The following is a 14,411-nucleotide window of genomic DNA, read 5'->3' as shown; positions in this document are numbered from 1 at the left end:
ACGCCCTAGTTGTCGGGCAAGGTCACCGTCACCTCGGGCTCAGGTGGGGGAGGGCCAGTCTGGAAGTTCCGCACGACCTGACTCCAGGTGAGTTGCCACACCTTCCAGTTGGCGCCCACGTAGGCAGGATCGGGCCGATACGGGTGCACTCTCACCCCGAATTCCTGCCATTCCGGTGTGCTCACGATGTCGCTGCGCGCTGGGCGCGAGCCGAAGCGATCGCTCACGCCGAATTGGAAGAGCGGTTCACCCATGGCGTCGATCAGGCGCCCGCCGAGGGACTGGTTCTGCGCTCCGGCGACGACTCCGGCATAGAACCCGATGCGAACGCAGTCATCGGTGACCACCGCTATGTCGAGTGCTTCGGGCAGGCCGGGTTGGTACTCGGCATAGACCGACGGCAGCCCCGCTGTGCCCCACGTCATCGGCAGACGACCCCGCAGCGACTCCAGCGTCACAGGATCGGGAACATCCTGGCTGATCGGCCGCGGCGGGGGAGGCTCCCCGCCGGCAAAGCGCTCGAAGGTCGCGATCTCCCAACTCGGTGCGAGCTCGACGCCCCAACGCAGCATCTGGTCGAGAATCTGGGGCCACGGTGTCACCTCGTCACCGCCGCGTTCGGGATACAGCCGCTCGAGCGCAACCAGCAGGTACACGCCCATCCGGCTCGTTGCGGCGTCCGGGATCACCGCAGTTCCGGCGTGGGCCGGATCGTGGAGGGCGCCGAGGCCGCGCGGCACCGGTGGCGGCAGGCGTTCAGCGTCGGGCAATTCGTCAATGCGACGCTCGGGCACGACGTAGAACGACGGCAGATAGTTCAGGCAGGCATCGAGATAGCTGATCGGCGTCAATGCGTGGGCGTTGACAGCGAGGTCTTCGACCAGCGGACCGGGCGCCAGCGGCGCATAGGGCACGGTGAGGCCACTGTCGATGACGTACTGCAGGTCAAGCGTGTCGATGCCCACCACAACATCGGCCACGGGATGGGTGCGGCTGCGTTCCAGCAAGTCGATGACATCGTCGGGCGTGTCCTCCCGGAACACCACGATCTCGATGCCAGTCTCGGCGGTGAACGCTTCGAGGGCGTCGGCGGGCAGGTGGAAGTCGCGATATGTCAGGACGCGTACCGCAGCGGATCCCCGGTCCGTGTCCGCGCAGCCAGCGGCAAGGACGACCGCTGCGCACGCGACAGCGGCGAAGATCCGAACTCGCCGGGCCTCACTCCCGGCGAGTCGCTCACGGAAGCGGCTTGCCATGTGTCTGTATCGCAAGAACGGTGCCCGCTTGTACTCCAAGGCGGGCCGAAGGTGCAGTGAGTTCGTTGCTCAGTCCGAGCGACGCCGCGCTGGGGAGTGGCATCGATCCGGTCAGGTTCCATCGCAGCCCAGTCGTACGCAGACTGGCGGCTCCGCCCACGGCAAGCAGTGTCAGCAGGTTCCCATCGCTTGACGGCAATGCAATGGTCATGCCGGTGGTTGCAGCGCGTACGACGCTCGCGCCGACGTAGGCCACGAGCGGTAGCGCGGCATAGCGAGGCCGTGCGAGCATTGTCACCGAGATCACCATGTGGTCGAGCCTGCCGCCGGCACCGCTCGCCAGCGCGATCTCGGTGGGGTCGAGCCCCCACGCGAAGCTCAGGGCCAAGTCCAGATCGCTGTGCGCCTTATGACGATGGTGTCGCTGGACTACGAGGTCGGGCCACTCGTCACGCGTGCGCGCCAGCATTCCGGCATCGACCGAGTCGAAGTCTCCGACGGCAACGTGGGGTCGCAAGCCCAGCCGCAGCGTGTGGGCCAAGCCACGATCCACGGCAATCACGCAGGTGGGCTCGCCGGGCGGGAGTCGGCGAGGCGCGCTGGGACCGCCGTCGATGATCCAGACGCAGCGGGCATCGAGGTGTGCCCCGTCGGCGGACCACTCGCCAGATGCAGCCGGACTCATGGCACCAGTGTGATGCCCAGCGGCCGGCTTGTGGCGCGCCGGGCACGCGATGTCGGCCCGGTACCTTGCAGTTCAACGTGGACATCGCCCGCCGGCTGGCCCGGCTGCCCCTACTCGCCGTGATGATCGCGCTCTGCGCAGCCGTCGTCACGATCGGCGCCCGCGCCTCCGCGCCCCATGTCGCAAGCACCCTCGACGCCGTCGAACGCGACCGCGATCACATCACGATCGACTTGCGGCCCGGGGCTCAGCGGACCCAGGTATTTGACTCCGACGGCAATCCGATCGGCATCCTGCTGAATGACATCGACCGTGAGATCATCACGCTCGACCAGGTGCCCGACGAAGTCCTTGCCACGATCGTGGCGGTGGAGGACAGCAAGTTCTGGCTCCACAACGGTGTGGATCTGCGGGCGACTGCACGCGCACTGGTGTCGAACGTGTCCGCTGGCGGGATTGCGTCAGGTGGCTCCACGATCACCCAGCAGATCGTCAAGCTCCGTGTGGTGGGCAGCGAGCGCAGCTTCAACCGCAAGATCCGCGAGGCGGTGATTGCGGCCCGGCTCGAGGAAGATTTCTCCAAGGAACAGATCCTCGAGTTCTACGTCAACGAGGTGTATCTCGGAAACGGGGCGTACGGACTGCAAGCCGGGGCCGAGACCTACTTCGGCAAGGACGTTTCGACGCTCGACGTGGGCGATGCAGCATTCTTGGCAAGTCTCATTCGCAGCCCCGGCCTGTTTGACGGGTTCGATCAGAACATCTCCACGATGACCCGACGCCGCAGCAGGTCGCTGCAGCAAGCCGTCGATGCAAGGATCATCACGGAGGCCCAGCGGAACGCATTCGAACGGCGGCCGCTGCCAAGTCGCAACCTGTCGCCGCGTCGCACCGACGTGACGCTTCGACGTGACTACTTCTTGGTCGAAGTGCGGCGGGCACTGCTGGCCAACCCAGCTCTCGGAGACACCTACCAGGCCCGCTTCAGCCAGGTGTTCGGCGGCGGTCTGAGAGTGTGGACGACGCTGCGTCCCGAGTTGCAAAGGGCTATGCGCACCTCCGTGGCGGAGGTCCTGCCGGAGGGCACAGGCGAATTCGAGGTGTCCATCGTCAGCGTCGATCCATCGACCGGAGCGGTGCTCGCGTTCATCGGCGGCCCTGCCTTCAGCGATTCGGAATTCAACCTCGCCACCCAAGGCCGGCGCCAACCCGGATCGTCGTTCAAGCCCTACGTCCTCGCGGCCGCGATCGAGCGCGCCGGCCTCTATCCGTTCGACACGATCAGCGGGCAGGGGCCATGCGTGTTCCCCAATCCACCGCTCGAGGACTACAAGGTGAGCAACTTTGCCAACAGCCCAGGTCGGGTCGCCACGCTGGCCCAGCAGGCAACCGCCAGCTCGAACTGCGCGTTCGTCCGGCTGGGCCTGGTCACCGGTCTGGATGAGGTCGTCGGGATGGCGAATCGCCTCATCGGCCGGTCGGGCGAGGACAGCTACCTGCCGTATCCGTCCATCTCGCTGGGCGCGCAGGAGATCACCCCCCTCGAACAGGCCTTGGGTTTCGGCACGTTCGTCAACGGCGGAGTTCGGATGGAGCCGTTCTATGTGACCCGCATCGAGAACAACTTCGGGGAGGTGCTCTACGAGCATGCGCCGCACGGACGGCGGGTGGTGTCGTCGGTCACAGCCGATTGGGTGACTTCGGTTCTCGAGGAAAATGTGCGATCTGGCACCGGGACGCGGGCGCAGCTTGCGAGCGGACAGGCCGCCGCCGGCAAGACCGGCACGACGCAGTCATTTCATGACGCCTGGTTCGTGGGCTTCACGCCGCACATGTCGACCGCAGTGTGGATGGGCCATCCCGACGAGCAGGTCCCGATGGGCGAAATCCAGGGTCGGCGGGCCACCGGGGGCTGGATCCCGGCGCGCATCTGGTCCGCCTACATGGAGCGGGCTCTGGAGAACACCCAACTACGAGGATTCCCGCCGGCGCCGCCCCCGTCTCGAGCCAGCCAGTACCTGTTCCTGTCCGGGGATACCTGCTCGATCGCCGTAGCGGTGACGCCGTCGGAGCCTCCGCTCGAATTCGACCTGCCATGCAGCATGGTTCGCCCAACCGAGGACAACGAATTCGAGCCTCTGCCCGATGCACTCTGCAAAGTTGCTGTGCCAGCAACCGATGGCGAGACGAGGTTCGAGTGGATCCGCTGCACCCAGATCGCAACCGAGCTCAGGGCGCGAGCGACCGAACCCGTGGGCGATACTGACGAATCCATCCCGCAGGACAGCACAGATCAAACTGGTGGAGATCCCGGCGGGGACGGAACACAAGACGACCAGGCCTGAGCCCGATGCACGTTCACTCGACCACTGGACACCGATGACGTCAGACGCTTCCGAGCCAGGTGCTCAGACCGGTGAGCCCGGCTCCCGGTCGAGCGGGCTGGCAGCACTCGGCCGGCTCGCGGACCTCGACGTTCGACTGAATCAGATCGATCACCAGGTCAAGCACCTGCCGGAGCGCGAGACCCGCGCCGGCATCACGGCCGAGCTTGCCGAACTGGTATCTGAGGCAAGGCTGCTTGACGCTCAGATCCGGGACCTGGAACGCCAGCAGCGCCGGCACGAAGATGAGGTCGCACGCATCGAGGCCAAGCGTGCGCACAACTCCGAGCGACTGTACGACAGCCACCTGACGTCGCCCAAGGAGGCGGAAGCGCTCACTGCAGAGGCAGAGTCGCTCGGACGACGTCAGATAGAGATCGAGGACCAGATCCTCGAATTGATGGAACAGCTTGAGCCGCTCAGCAGCGCCCGAGCCGATCTGGCAAGGCGCCACGCAGCAGCGACGGAACGCATGGCAGCAGTGGACGCTGCAATCGCCGCCGCGGAGAGCGAGGCCAGCACTCAGCACAACGACGTGATCGCCGAGCGGGAGGCGCTCGTCGGCTCAGCCGATCCCGATCTGGTGTCGGTCTATGAGGAGCGCCGGGCGATTGCCCGGGGCGCTCCTGTCGTCGGCCGGCTCGTCGGCACCACCTGCAGCGCGTGTCACCTCGAAGTCCCCTCGGTCGAGTTCGAGCGCATCGTGCACCTCGAACCCGACGTGTTGGCCGAGTGTCCCCAGTGCGGGGCACTGCTCGTGCGCTGAGCCGGTGGATCCACTGGCTCAGCTACGCAGGGGAACGGACTGATGTTGCTGTGGTTCGTGGCGACATCACTGGTGGCAATGCGCTGGTGCTTCGGCGATCCTGCCATCGACCATCGCCTTATCGTGGCGGGGGCGCTGCTGCCCGACGTCATGCATGCTGCGACTGGCGGAGCGCCCTTCACTCACTCATTGGCGCTGCCGGCCAGTGGACTTGTGGCAGTGATGCTGGCGACCGTCGGGCGTCGGCGGACGCGTCGCCGCTGGCTGGCGCTGCCGATCGGTGTCTTCTGGCATCAGGTGTTCGAAGGTGCGTGGATCCAGCCCGCACTGTTCTGGTGGCCCGTGGGAGGCGACACGGCAGGCGCGACGTTGCCGCTTGCCGCTCGGAGCGTGTGGCTGATCGGCACCATGGAACTCGTAGGTCTCGCCGGCTGCTGGTGGATCTGGCGCGCCAGCGGCATGGCGCACAGCTCGGCGGCTCGGGCCGATTTCTGGCGAGCTGGACGTTTGGCCTACCGTGGCGGACCGCAGTACCGGCGAGGCGGAGGTGGCCCATGCTGATCCTCGTACGCCACGGGCGCCCATGCTGATCCTCGTGCGCCGGGCGCCCATGCTGATCCTCGTGCGCCATGGGCGCACGAGTGCCAACGCGGCGGGACTGTTGCAGGGGCGCGTCGACAACGAACTCGACGAGGTCGGCGTTCAGCAAGCCGATCAGATCGCTGCTGCGCTCTCGCGTGGCGATCACCGGCCCGACAGGATCGTGTCCTCGCCGCTGCTGCGAGCTCGCCAGACCGCAGATGCCACCAGTGAGCTGCTGGGGCTCGAGATGTCCATTGACGAGCGTTGGTCAGAGCTGGATTACGGCGAGTGGGACGGGATCCCAATCTCGGAGGTGCGAGCCGAGATGTGGGGGCAATGGCGTGCCGATCCCGGATTTACCTTGCCAGGAGGCGAGTCGCTGGCAGCTCTCAATGTTCGGGTCGCTGCAGCGTGCGATGTCGTGGCCGCCGAGGCAGCAGAGCTGAACATCGCGGTCTTCACGCACGTCTCACCGATCAAATCGGCGGTTCGGTGGGCCCTCGGCACCGCCGAAGAGATCGGCTGGCGCATGCATGTCGCCCAGGCCCAGATCACTCGGATCGGCTTCCGGTCAGGTGCGCCAGTGCTCAGTGCGTTCAACGACACGTCGCACTTGGAACCCGGCGGGCCTCGTACCAGCAGCTGAGCGTCGTAGCTCTCCGCTGGCCAGTGGGGGCGGTGAGCCGGCCTGTAGGCGGGATTCTGTCCGTCGGCTGACGCCGTCGGGGTGGCCATCCATCTGAGCGGCCTACCCGGAATCATTGGACGGGCCGTCCGATCCCTGCTTGGCCTTGCTCCGGGAGGGGTTTGCCGATCCGCCGGAGTCGCCCCCGGCGATGGTGCGCTCTTACCGCACCGTTTCACCCTTGCCTGTGACCGGACGGGTGGCCCGGTCCATCGGCGGTTTGCTCTCTGTTGCACTTTCCGTCGCCTCGCGGCGCCTGGTTGCGAGCCAGCTCCCTGCCCTGTGGAGTCCCGACCTTCCTCGGGCCAGCTTCGGGTCAATGACGCGATGCCGGACCGCGGCCACCCGGCCGACTCACCGCAGCCAACAAGGCTAGTCAGGGCCCGAGCGGCCCGTGAGCGCAGGGAACGAGAGCGGGCAATGGGCCACCATGGGGCCGGTCAGCGCTTACGCGAACGGCGTGACTCCTCTGGATCCAGCAACGAACGTCGACGCTGTCGCACGATGCCGGCGAGCACGCCGCCCAAAGTCGCCAGCGACGCCGCCAGCAGCATCACGAGCGGGAGCCCCAGGGGTGCAACCGTCTCGCCGGAACCGAAGCGACGGATCAGTTGCACCACCACGGCCAGGACCATCACGGGCCCCGAGGTCAGGATCGCCGACAACAGGTGATTGTCTCGAGCCTTGGCCGCAGCGACAGCGCCCCCGGCAATCAGTCCGACGAACAGCAGACCGTTGACGGCGTACGCCGCAGCAGTCCGCTCCGGCACCAGACTCCCGAGGGCGACGCCCACCACAAGCGCGGTACCAACCGAAACGAGCGCGCCAGGCACGACCGCTCGACGCTCGACGCTTTGACCGAAGACTTGCAAGAAACTGCGCATGGTGTGGCTTTCCGCCTGCGGCGTGAGGTATCAGGTTGTCGAGGGCCAAGGGTGTGTCCAAGGGCGTCGGGGATCAGTCTGCGCCCTCAGCGCAAGCCTCACGCATCAGGGTCCTTGAGGGCTACTGAACGCTCGATAAGCCCTTGACAAGACGCAATGCATCGGCAAGATTGCGCGTGATATGCCTTCTGTCACAGCAACAGCCCACGTCAGCCCACGGGCCGCGAGATCACAACCCGCGAGCACGGACCCCATCCGGGTCGTCGTGGATCAGCACGGTGGCCTCGCCACCGACTTGCTCGCATGGCAGCGTCACGCGGCGTGTCGAGGCCTCGAAGCCGAGATCTTCTACCCGCCTGACAGCGACGCAGCGGGCGACGAAGAGGGTGCCTTCGAGGCGAAAGCGGTCTGCGCGGCGTGCGCGGTATCGGGCGAGTGCCTCGAATACGCGCTTGCAGTTCGGGAGAAGGAGGGCGTCTGGGGCGGGCAGACGGCCGCCGAACGTGTACGCATCATTCGCCGGAGGCGCCGCGCCGCGGCGCGCGCTCGCAACGCGCAGGCGGCTGCCAGCTCGAACTGAACGACCTGATCCAGACCGCCGCGCCCGTGCCGCGCGCGGCGAGAGGCGCGACCAGGCGCTTTTGGACACATCGCTAGTCTCCGAACCGTGAACACTGACACCACAGAGACTGACGCTTCGGACATGGATGATCCTGACGGGGTCCCTGCACATCCGCTCGCACACTTCGGCGGCTGGAAGGCCGTCCTCACAGATCTGGTGGCAGGCATAGACCTGAGCCCAGAAGTGGCGCGCGCAGCGCTCGGCAGCATCCTGCGCGAGAGCGCCACCGATGCCCAGTTGGCCGGCTTCATCATCGCTCTGGGAATGAAGGGCGGTTCGGTCCCCGAGCTCACGGGTCTCGTGGACGCCATGCACGATGCGGCAGTCCCGCTGACGGCCCCCGACGGCGCGATCGACATCGTCGGCAGTGGCGGAGCCCCGGGACGGCAGCAACACGCACTCAGCGTGTCCACCATGGCGGCGTTCGTTGCGGCGGCCGCCGGCGCGGTGATCTGCAAGCACGGCTCGGTGGCAGCCACATCGTCGTCGGGTTCGTTCGACACCCTCAAAGCGCTGGGCCTTGCGATCGATCTGGACGGGCCCGCGGTCGAACGGTGTATCTCGGAGATCGGATTGGGATTCGCATTCGCCAAGAAATTTCATCCGGCAATGCGCTTCGCAGGGCCGGTGCGCACCGAGCTCGGTGTGCCCACCACATTTAACTTCCTAGGACCGCTGGCAAACCCCGCCCGCGTGAAACGCCAGGTGCTCGGGGTCAGCGACCCGGTGATGGCGCCACGCGTCGCCGGGGTGCTCGCGGCCCAGGGTGCGGAACTGGCGCTGATTGTCCATGGCGCAGACCGCCTCGATGAGATCACGTTGACGGACCTCACGCGCATTTACGAAGTGCGCGAGGGAGAGATCACCGACGAATTCCAGTTCGATCCGACGTCGATCGGCCTCGAACGCGTCAATCGAGCCGCTCTGTGGGGCGGCACCCCGCAGCAGAACGCAGACATCCTGCGGGCGATCGTTGCCGGTGAAGAGACCGGACCCAGAGCTCAGATCGTGGAGCTCAACGCCGGTGCGGGATTGATCGTCGCGGGGCTGGCTGAGGGTTTCGCGGAAGGCTTCGAGTTGGCCCGCGACGCTGTGGCTGACGGGCGTGCAGCCGCGAAGCTCGAAGCGGCGATCGAGCTCACGACGCGGCTGGCGGCAGACGGCGCCTAGCGTGGTTGTCGGCCTCTCGCTCCCTTTCGGCGTCGGTGACGTCGTTCGCTTGGCGGAGACAGCCGACGAGCGCCGTTCCTGCTTGGTCGGACGAACGGGCACTGTGGTCGGCGTACGACCGGGGGACCGTCGGGTGATGGCGATCGTCGCATTCGACGGCGGCCCACCGCAGACGGTGTTGGTGTACGGCGTCGACGAGGCGGAGCTCGTCGAGCGCTACCGCCACGGGGTCAGCTGAGTCCTCTGAGGGGCCGCGTGTGCCCGCTGCGGAGGCGGCAGTTATCCGCTCATGCCCCTATGCCCGGCTTGTCAGCCGGCGTAGGAGCCCCCGGCGGCGCTCGCCTTCGTGCTGGGGGATTTCCACTGCTGCCAGCGCAGCGGCGAGGTCGGCACCGCTCGCGAAGCGATCCTCGGGCGATTTCGCCATGGCGGTCAGGATGATCTCCGAAAGCGCGGCCGACACGCCACGTTCAGCGGGATCGGGCGGCGGTGTGCGCACGTGTGCGTGCAGAAGGTCGTTCCGCTCGCCGTAGAACGGCGCCGAGCCCACAGCCAGGACATACAGCGTCGACCCGAGACCGTAGATGTCGGTGCGAGGATCCACAGGTTTCGCCAACGCCTGCTCGGGGGAGAGGTACATCGGCGAGCCGTACACCCGGCCCGGTGGCGACGGAGGCCCGTCGAGGTCGTATGCCAGCCCGAAGTCGAAGAGCACCGCACGGTCGCTGCCGTCGGGCCGGGTCTCGAGCATGATGTTCGACGGCTTGACATCGCGATGAACGATCCGGTGCTCGTGGACGTGGTCGAGGGCCGCGCAGATCTGCTGGATCACGGCGATACCCGCGGTCAGGGTCGGGGGGTGGCGGCTGCCGCAGCGGTCGGCCAGGGTCTCGCCGTCCACAATCTCCATTTCCATGAAGTGAGCGCCGCCGATCACTCCGGCACCATGGACGGCGAGCACGTGCGGATGGTCCAAACGGGCCATCAGCTCGTATTCCTGCTCGAACAGCGACCGGATTTCCGCCCGGGCCTCAGCAAAGGGCATCAACACCTTGAGACCGATCTCGTCTCCTCGCATCGTCGTTGCCCGGTAGCAGTGCGCCACAGTGCCGCGACCCAGCAACCCCGTGATCTTGTAAGGGCCGTACTGGCGGCCAACCCAGACGTCAATTTGGTCTTCGTACATCGCACCGGCCGCGGCTTGAGCGCCGCTTCCAGCATAAGAGAACCGGTCTGAGCCGGGCCGCGACCCTGATCGGCGGCGTTCGGCGTGCAGCTCACGGCACACTTGAGAGATGGCTGCAGCCGCCGACCGAACCTTGCTGGCGCGGGTTCAACGGGCTGGCGCCGATGCCGGCCTCGATGCACTCGGCGTGACCGATGTCTCGCCGTTCGTCGAGGAGCGGCATGCAATCTCCGAGCGCAAGGCGGCCGGCCTGCATGCAGGCATGTGGTTCACCTACGGACGGCCCGAGCGTTCCACCACGCCGGCGGCCATCTTGGCGGGCGCACGCAGCGTCGTGGTGTGCGCACGCACCTACAGGCCACCCGACGAGCGCGGCGCACCAGATGATGCACCCTTGGCAGGCGTCCGCGGATCGGTGGCTGCTTACGTGGCGACCGATGCCTACGGCGCGCTGCGTGAAGGTCTTGAGCGCGTGAGCGAGGTCCTGCATGCCAGCGGCTTCGAGGCGGTTGCGGTCTACGACGACAACCGCTTGGTGGATAGAGCTGCCGCAGCCCGTGCGGGTCTGGGTTGGCTGGGCCGCAACACGATGCTGCTGTCTCGTGAGCTCGGCTCGTGGACCGTGCTCGGCTCGGTGGTCACGACTGCCGAACTCCCGATCCCGGGTGAAGTCGAGCCCGACGGCTGTGGCACCTGCCGTCGTTGCCAGGTGGCGTGCCCCACCGGTGCGCTGGACACCGCTGGGGTGCTCGATGCGAACCGCTGCCTGGCATGGCTGATCCAGGCCCCCGGTGCGTTCCCGACCGAGTTCCGCGTTGCCCTGGGGGACCGACTGTACGGCTGCGATGACTGCCAGGTTGTCTGCCCGTTCAACGATCCGGCGACGGGTACATCCCAGTCACGGCGCGTGGCGGTGTCGCTCGGAAACGCCCGCGCTGCGCGCAGCAGCTACGTCGATGTCGTCGAAGTGCTCCGGATGACTGACGATGCCCTCATGGCAACGTTCGGTCACTGGTACATCCCGCGCCGGCGACCCGAGTACCTGCGACGCAATGCGCTGGTTGTACTCGGAAACGTGGGCGATCCCGACTCGGCGGCCGTGCAAGACGTGTTGTGCCGATCCCTGGCGTCGCCGTCGGCTGTCGTCGCCGGCCATGCGGTGTGGGCAGCCCGCCGGCTCGGGCGGGAGGATCTCGTCGACCGTGCACGAGCTGAGGGCCTCGGCGAGCACGATCCGGACGGGCTGGTGGCTGCAGAGCTTGCGTCGGTGGTGCAGCCACGGCGCGTTGGCGGCTGATGCGACCTCATCTGCTGGTCACGAACGATTTTCCGCCCAAGATCGGAGGTATACAGAACTACCTGTGGGAGCTGTGGCGCCGCCTTCCGGCGGACGCCACGACGGTGCTCACGACACCCCACCGCAACGCGGCCCCATTTGACGCTGCCCAGCCCATGCGGATCGTGCGTACCCCCGACCCTGTCCTGCTTCCGCATCCGGGCCTTGGGAAGCGGATCCGTGCCCTGGCCGAAGAGGTCGGCGCCGAGATCGTGCTGCTTGACCCCGCCTTGCCCCTCGGCGCGCTGGGCCCGCGTCTCGGCATGCCCTATGGCGTGGTGCTCCATGGTGCCGAGGTCACCGTGCCGGCACGACTGCCCGGCCTGTCTGGCGTGCTGGCCCGCGTACTGCGATCGGCCTCGATGGTGATTTCAGCCGGCGGATATGCAGCAGCGGAGGCACAGCGATGTGCGTCGCGAGAGCTGCCCGTTACCGAGATTCCCCCCGGAGTCGATACGAATCGGTTCGTGCCGCTCGGGCCCGATGAGCGCCAAGCCGCTCGCCGCAGCTTCGGTCTGGGCTCGGGGCCACTCGTGGTGGGTCTGAGCAGGCTGGTGCCGCGCAAGGGCTTCGATGCAGTCATCGAAGCGGTGTCAGGCTTGGGCTCGAAGCATCCCGGACTCCAGTTGGCGATTGCGGGCGCGGGGCGAGATCGACCGCGGCTGGAACGGCTCGGGCGTCGCCTCAATGCTCCGGTCACGTTCCTGGGTCGCATCAGCGCCGATGCCGTGCCGCAGTTCATGGCGATGGGAGACGTCTTTGCTGCGCCGTGCCGCAGCAGGTGGGCAGGACTGGAGCAGGAAGGGTTCGGCATCGTGTTCGTCGAGGCGGCCGCGTGCGGCGTGGCAGCCGTTGCCGGTCGTTCGGGTGGCAGCCACGAGGCGGTCGCTCACGGCCGGACAGGACTCGTCGTTGATCGGCCTGCGAGCATCGACGAGGTGACTGCCGCCATCGACGAGCTGCTGTCGTCTCCCGCTCGCAGAGCGGAAATGGGTGCCGCCGCGCGTGCGGAGGCGGAACAGCGCTTCTCCTATGAACGTTTGGCAGCAGAACTCGAGGCGGCCCTGCGGTGAGTTTCGTGCCGCGAGTGTCAGCGGCCACGTCATCCTGCGAGAATGAGCCACGGTGGGGTTGGACCCTGAGACAATGGGAGCCGACAGCGCGCGAGACCAGGGACGCACAGATGATCGATGAGATGACAATGACCACAGTTGTGGCTGCGTCCCCCGAAGCCTGCTATGCGCTGATCACCGACATCGAGCGCTACCCCGAGTGGGCTACCGACATTTCTTCCGCGACCGTCATCGAGAGCGATCCGGTCGGCCGGATCGCGCAAGCCTCGTTCCGCGTCGAGGCGCTGGGGCGGACGGCCAGGTACACGCTCGCCTACGACCACGGCGGGGCTCCCCACCAGATCTCGTGGAAGCTCGTCGACGGCGATGTCGTCAAGCAGCTCGACGGCAGGTACGAGTTCAACCCCATGACCGAACCCGGTCGTACCGAGGTGCTGTACCAACTCGCCCTGGAGCTGGCGGTTCCCCTGCCCGGCTTCGTCAAGCGTCGTGCGGAGCGCCGTATCGCCCACACCGCGCTGGCTGACTTCGCGGCGCGGCTCGAGACCGGCCCCGTGGCCTAAGGGCCGAAGGTCCTCACACGCATCATGGAGTTTCGCCGCATCGGTGGCCTGCCGCCGTACGTCTTTACGATCATCGACACGCTGAAGATCGAGCGTCGGCGCGCAGGTGCCGATGTCATCGACTTGGGCTTCGGCAACCCTGATCTGCCGTCACCCGAGCGCGCCGTGAAGAAGCTGGCGGAGGCCGCGCTCAATCCACGCAACCACCGCTACTCGGCCAGCCGCGGCATTCCCAAGCTGCGCGCTGCGGCTGCCGACATGTACCAGCGCAAGTGGGGAGTCGAACTCGACCCTGACACCGAGGTCATCAACACCATCGGTGCGAAGGAGGGATTCTCTCACCTCATGTGGACACTGCTTGCGCCTGGCGACGCCTGCCTGGTACCAGCACCCTCCTACCCGATTCACATCTTCGGGCCGCTCTTCACGGGGGCCAGCGTGCGGGAAGTACCGCTCGACGTCGGCGAGACCTTCTTCGAACGCCTGGTGGAGCGCTTCGAGTACTCATGGCCTCGGCCACGGGTGATCGTGCTGTCGTTTCCGCACAATCCAACTACGGCGTGCGTCGATCTCGAGTTCATGCAGCGGATCGTGGACTTCGCTCGTGAGCGCGAGGTGCTGCTCGTGCACGATTTCGCATACGCCGAATTGGGCTTTGATGGCTACGAGCCACCCTCGATCCTGCAGGCCGAAGGCGCGAAGGAGGTCGCAGTCGAGTTCTACAGCTTGACGAAGTCGTTCTCGATGGCCGGCTGGCGAGTGGCGTTCTGCCTGGGAAACGCCGAGATGATCGCTGCGCTCGCCAAGCTCAAGAGCTATCTCGACTACGGCACCTTCCAGCCGATCCAGATTGCCGCCACGGTCGTCATGAACGAGGACCAAGACTTTCCCTCACAGGTGCGCGAGACGTACCGCGAACGGCGAGACGTTCTCGTGCGCGGCCTCGGCCGCATCGGCTGGGACATCGCACCGCCAAAGGGAACAATGTTTGCCTGGGCCAAGATTCCTGAGCCCTATCGCCACCTCGGATCGGTCGATTTCTGCAAGCTGCTGGTATCGGAGGCCAACGTCGCTCTGTCGCCGGGCGTGGGCTTCGGACCGGGGGGCGAGGGCCACGTACGGTTCGCACTCGTCGAGAATGAGCACCGCATTCGTCAGGCAACCAGCCAGCTACGCGTCGCCTTGGACAAGCTGACTCCCGCCGGCTGAGCACCTCCGG

General features: G+C 66.7%; 14 protein-coding genes and 1 other RNA gene. 10 read left to right on the top strand and 5 right to left on the bottom strand.

Going from position 1 to position 14,411, the window contains the following annotated elements; translation table 11 throughout:
* Window positions 1-5: 5 nt before the first annotated feature.
* Both ACPXYO_RS15955 and ACPXYO_RS15950 read right to left on the bottom strand, forming a co-directional pair.
* A complete protein-coding gene (locus ACPXYO_RS15955) occupies window positions 6-1,256 on the bottom strand; it encodes a hypothetical protein (protein ID WP_423922592.1) in 1,251 nt (416 codons plus the stop codon).
* A complete protein-coding gene (locus ACPXYO_RS15950) occupies window positions 1,237-1,941 on the bottom strand; it encodes a thiamine diphosphokinase (protein ID WP_423922589.1) in 705 nt (234 codons plus the stop codon). Before ACPXYO_RS15950 ends, ACPXYO_RS15955 begins: the two co-directional genes overlap by 20 nt.
* A 77-nt stretch (window positions 1,942-2,018) precedes the next feature.
* Between ACPXYO_RS15950 and ACPXYO_RS15945 the strand changes: the two genes are divergently transcribed.
* From ACPXYO_RS15945 to ACPXYO_RS15930, 4 genes are read left to right on the top strand one after another with little or no spacing between them, the layout of a single operon-like run.
* Window positions 2,019-4,286 (top strand): transglycosylase domain-containing protein, encoded by a 2,268-nt coding sequence (locus ACPXYO_RS15945; protein WP_423922586.1) that lies wholly within the window; start codon window positions 2,019-2,021, stop codon window positions 4,284-4,286.
* Between the two features lie 34 nt (window positions 4,287-4,320).
* A complete protein-coding gene (locus tag ACPXYO_RS15940; protein WP_423922584.1) occupies window positions 4,321-5,091 on the top strand; it encodes a zinc ribbon domain-containing protein in 771 nt (256 codons plus the stop codon).
* A gap of 42 nt (window positions 5,092-5,133) precedes the next feature.
* Complete coding sequence (locus ACPXYO_RS15935) at window positions 5,134-5,652, top strand: hypothetical protein (RefSeq protein WP_423922581.1); 519 nt, start codon at window positions 5,134-5,136, stop codon at window positions 5,650-5,652.
* Window positions 5,609-6,319 (top strand): histidine phosphatase family protein, encoded by a 711-nt coding sequence (locus ACPXYO_RS15930; protein WP_423922579.1) that lies wholly within the window; start codon window positions 5,609-5,611, stop codon window positions 6,317-6,319. Before ACPXYO_RS15935 ends, ACPXYO_RS15930 begins: the two co-directional genes overlap by 44 nt.
* Before the next feature lie 29 nt (window positions 6,320-6,348).
* Here the strand turns inward: ACPXYO_RS15930 and rnpB are convergent.
* Window positions 6,349-6,715: RNase P RNA component class A (gene rnpB, locus ACPXYO_RS15925), an RNA gene on the bottom strand.
* Window positions 6,716-6,798: 83 nt separating this feature from the next.
* Entirely contained in the window at window positions 6,799-7,242 is a 444-nt protein-coding gene (locus tag ACPXYO_RS15920) for a hypothetical protein (RefSeq protein ID WP_420626618.1), read from the bottom strand.
* Between the two features lie 265 nt (window positions 7,243-7,507).
* Here ACPXYO_RS15920 and ACPXYO_RS15915 point away from each other — a divergent pair, with 265 nt between their 5' ends.
* Both ACPXYO_RS15915 and trpD read left to right on the top strand, forming a co-directional pair.
* Complete coding sequence (locus tag ACPXYO_RS15915; protein WP_423922576.1) at window positions 7,508-7,822, top strand: WhiB family transcriptional regulator; 315 nt, start codon at window positions 7,508-7,510, stop codon at window positions 7,820-7,822.
* An 87-nt stretch (window positions 7,823-7,909) separates the two neighbouring features.
* Window positions 7,910-9,034 carry an anthranilate phosphoribosyltransferase gene (gene trpD, locus ACPXYO_RS15910; protein WP_423922573.1) on the top strand — a complete coding sequence of 375 codons (1,125 nt, stop codon included), beginning with the start codon at window positions 7,910-7,912 and terminating at the stop codon, window positions 9,032-9,034.
* A 295-nt stretch (window positions 9,035-9,329) separates the two neighbouring features.
* Here the strand turns inward: trpD and ACPXYO_RS15905 are convergent, their stop codons facing one another.
* Window positions 9,330-10,220, bottom strand: a complete 891-nt coding sequence (locus ACPXYO_RS15905) for a serine/threonine-protein kinase (protein ID WP_423922570.1) — start codon at window positions 10,218-10,220, stop codon at window positions 9,330-9,332.
* A gap of 109 nt (window positions 10,221-10,329) precedes the next feature.
* Between ACPXYO_RS15905 and queG the strand changes: the two genes are divergently transcribed.
* From queG to ACPXYO_RS15885, 4 genes are all read left to right on the top strand, one after another.
* Entirely contained in the window at window positions 10,330-11,517 is a 1,188-nt protein-coding gene (queG, locus tag ACPXYO_RS15900; protein WP_423922567.1) for a tRNA epoxyqueuosine(34) reductase QueG, read from the top strand.
* Entirely contained in the window at window positions 11,517-12,629 is a 1,113-nt protein-coding gene (locus tag ACPXYO_RS15895; protein WP_423922564.1) for a glycosyltransferase family 4 protein, read from the top strand. Before queG ends, ACPXYO_RS15895 begins: the two co-directional genes overlap by 1 nt.
* 122 nt (window positions 12,630-12,751) lie before the next feature.
* Complete coding sequence (locus ACPXYO_RS15890) at window positions 12,752-13,192, top strand: SRPBCC family protein (protein WP_423922562.1); 441 nt, start codon at window positions 12,752-12,754, stop codon at window positions 13,190-13,192.
* A gap of 24 nt (window positions 13,193-13,216) precedes the next feature.
* On the top strand, window positions 13,217-14,401 hold the full coding sequence (locus ACPXYO_RS15885) for an aminotransferase class I/II-fold pyridoxal phosphate-dependent enzyme (protein WP_423922559.1): 1,185 nt from the start codon (window positions 13,217-13,219) through the stop codon (window positions 14,399-14,401).
* Window positions 14,402-14,411: the final 10 nt, after the last annotated feature.

Source organism: Candidatus Poriferisodalis sp., assembly GCF_965237655.1.
Lineage (GTDB): Bacteria > Actinomycetota > Acidimicrobiia > Acidimicrobiales > Poriferisodalaceae > Poriferisodalis.
Note: the sequence above shows the minus strand (reverse complement) of the source record. Positions and strands in the feature narration are given on the sequence as shown.

Excerpts from the sequence above, each read along its gene's own strand:
- ACPXYO_RS15895 (WP_423922564.1), top strand. The coding sequence starts at position 11,517 with ATGCGACCTCATCTGCTGGTCACGAACGATTTTCCGCCCAAGATCGGA.
- ACPXYO_RS15905 (WP_423922570.1), bottom strand. The coding sequence starts at position 10,220 with ATGTACGAAGACCAAATTGACGTCTGGGTTGGCCGCCAGTACGGCCCT.
- ACPXYO_RS15890 (WP_423922562.1), top strand. The coding sequence starts at position 12,752 with ATGACAATGACCACAGTTGTGGCTGCGTCCCCCGAAGCCTGCTATGCG.
- ACPXYO_RS15885 (WP_423922559.1), top strand. The coding sequence starts at position 13,217 with ATGGAGTTTCGCCGCATCGGTGGCCTGCCGCCGTACGTCTTTACGATC.
- ACPXYO_RS15935 (WP_423922581.1), top strand. The coding sequence starts at position 5,134 with ATGTTGCTGTGGTTCGTGGCGACATCACTGGTGGCAATGCGCTGGTGC.
- ACPXYO_RS15940 (WP_423922584.1), top strand. The coding sequence starts at position 4,321 with ATGACGTCAGACGCTTCCGAGCCAGGTGCTCAGACCGGTGAGCCCGGC.
- ACPXYO_RS15955 (WP_423922592.1), bottom strand. The coding sequence starts at position 1,256 with ATGGCAAGCCGCTTCCGTGAGCGACTCGCCGGGAGTGAGGCCCGGCGA.
- queG (WP_423922567.1), top strand. The coding sequence starts at position 10,330 with ATGGCTGCAGCCGCCGACCGAACCTTGCTGGCGCGGGTTCAACGGGCT.
- ACPXYO_RS15920 (WP_420626618.1), bottom strand. The coding sequence starts at position 7,242 with ATGCGCAGTTTCTTGCAAGTCTTCGGTCAAAGCGTCGAGCGTCGAGCG.
- ACPXYO_RS15950 (WP_423922589.1), bottom strand. The coding sequence starts at position 1,941 with ATGAGTCCGGCTGCATCTGGCGAGTGGTCCGCCGACGGGGCACACCTC.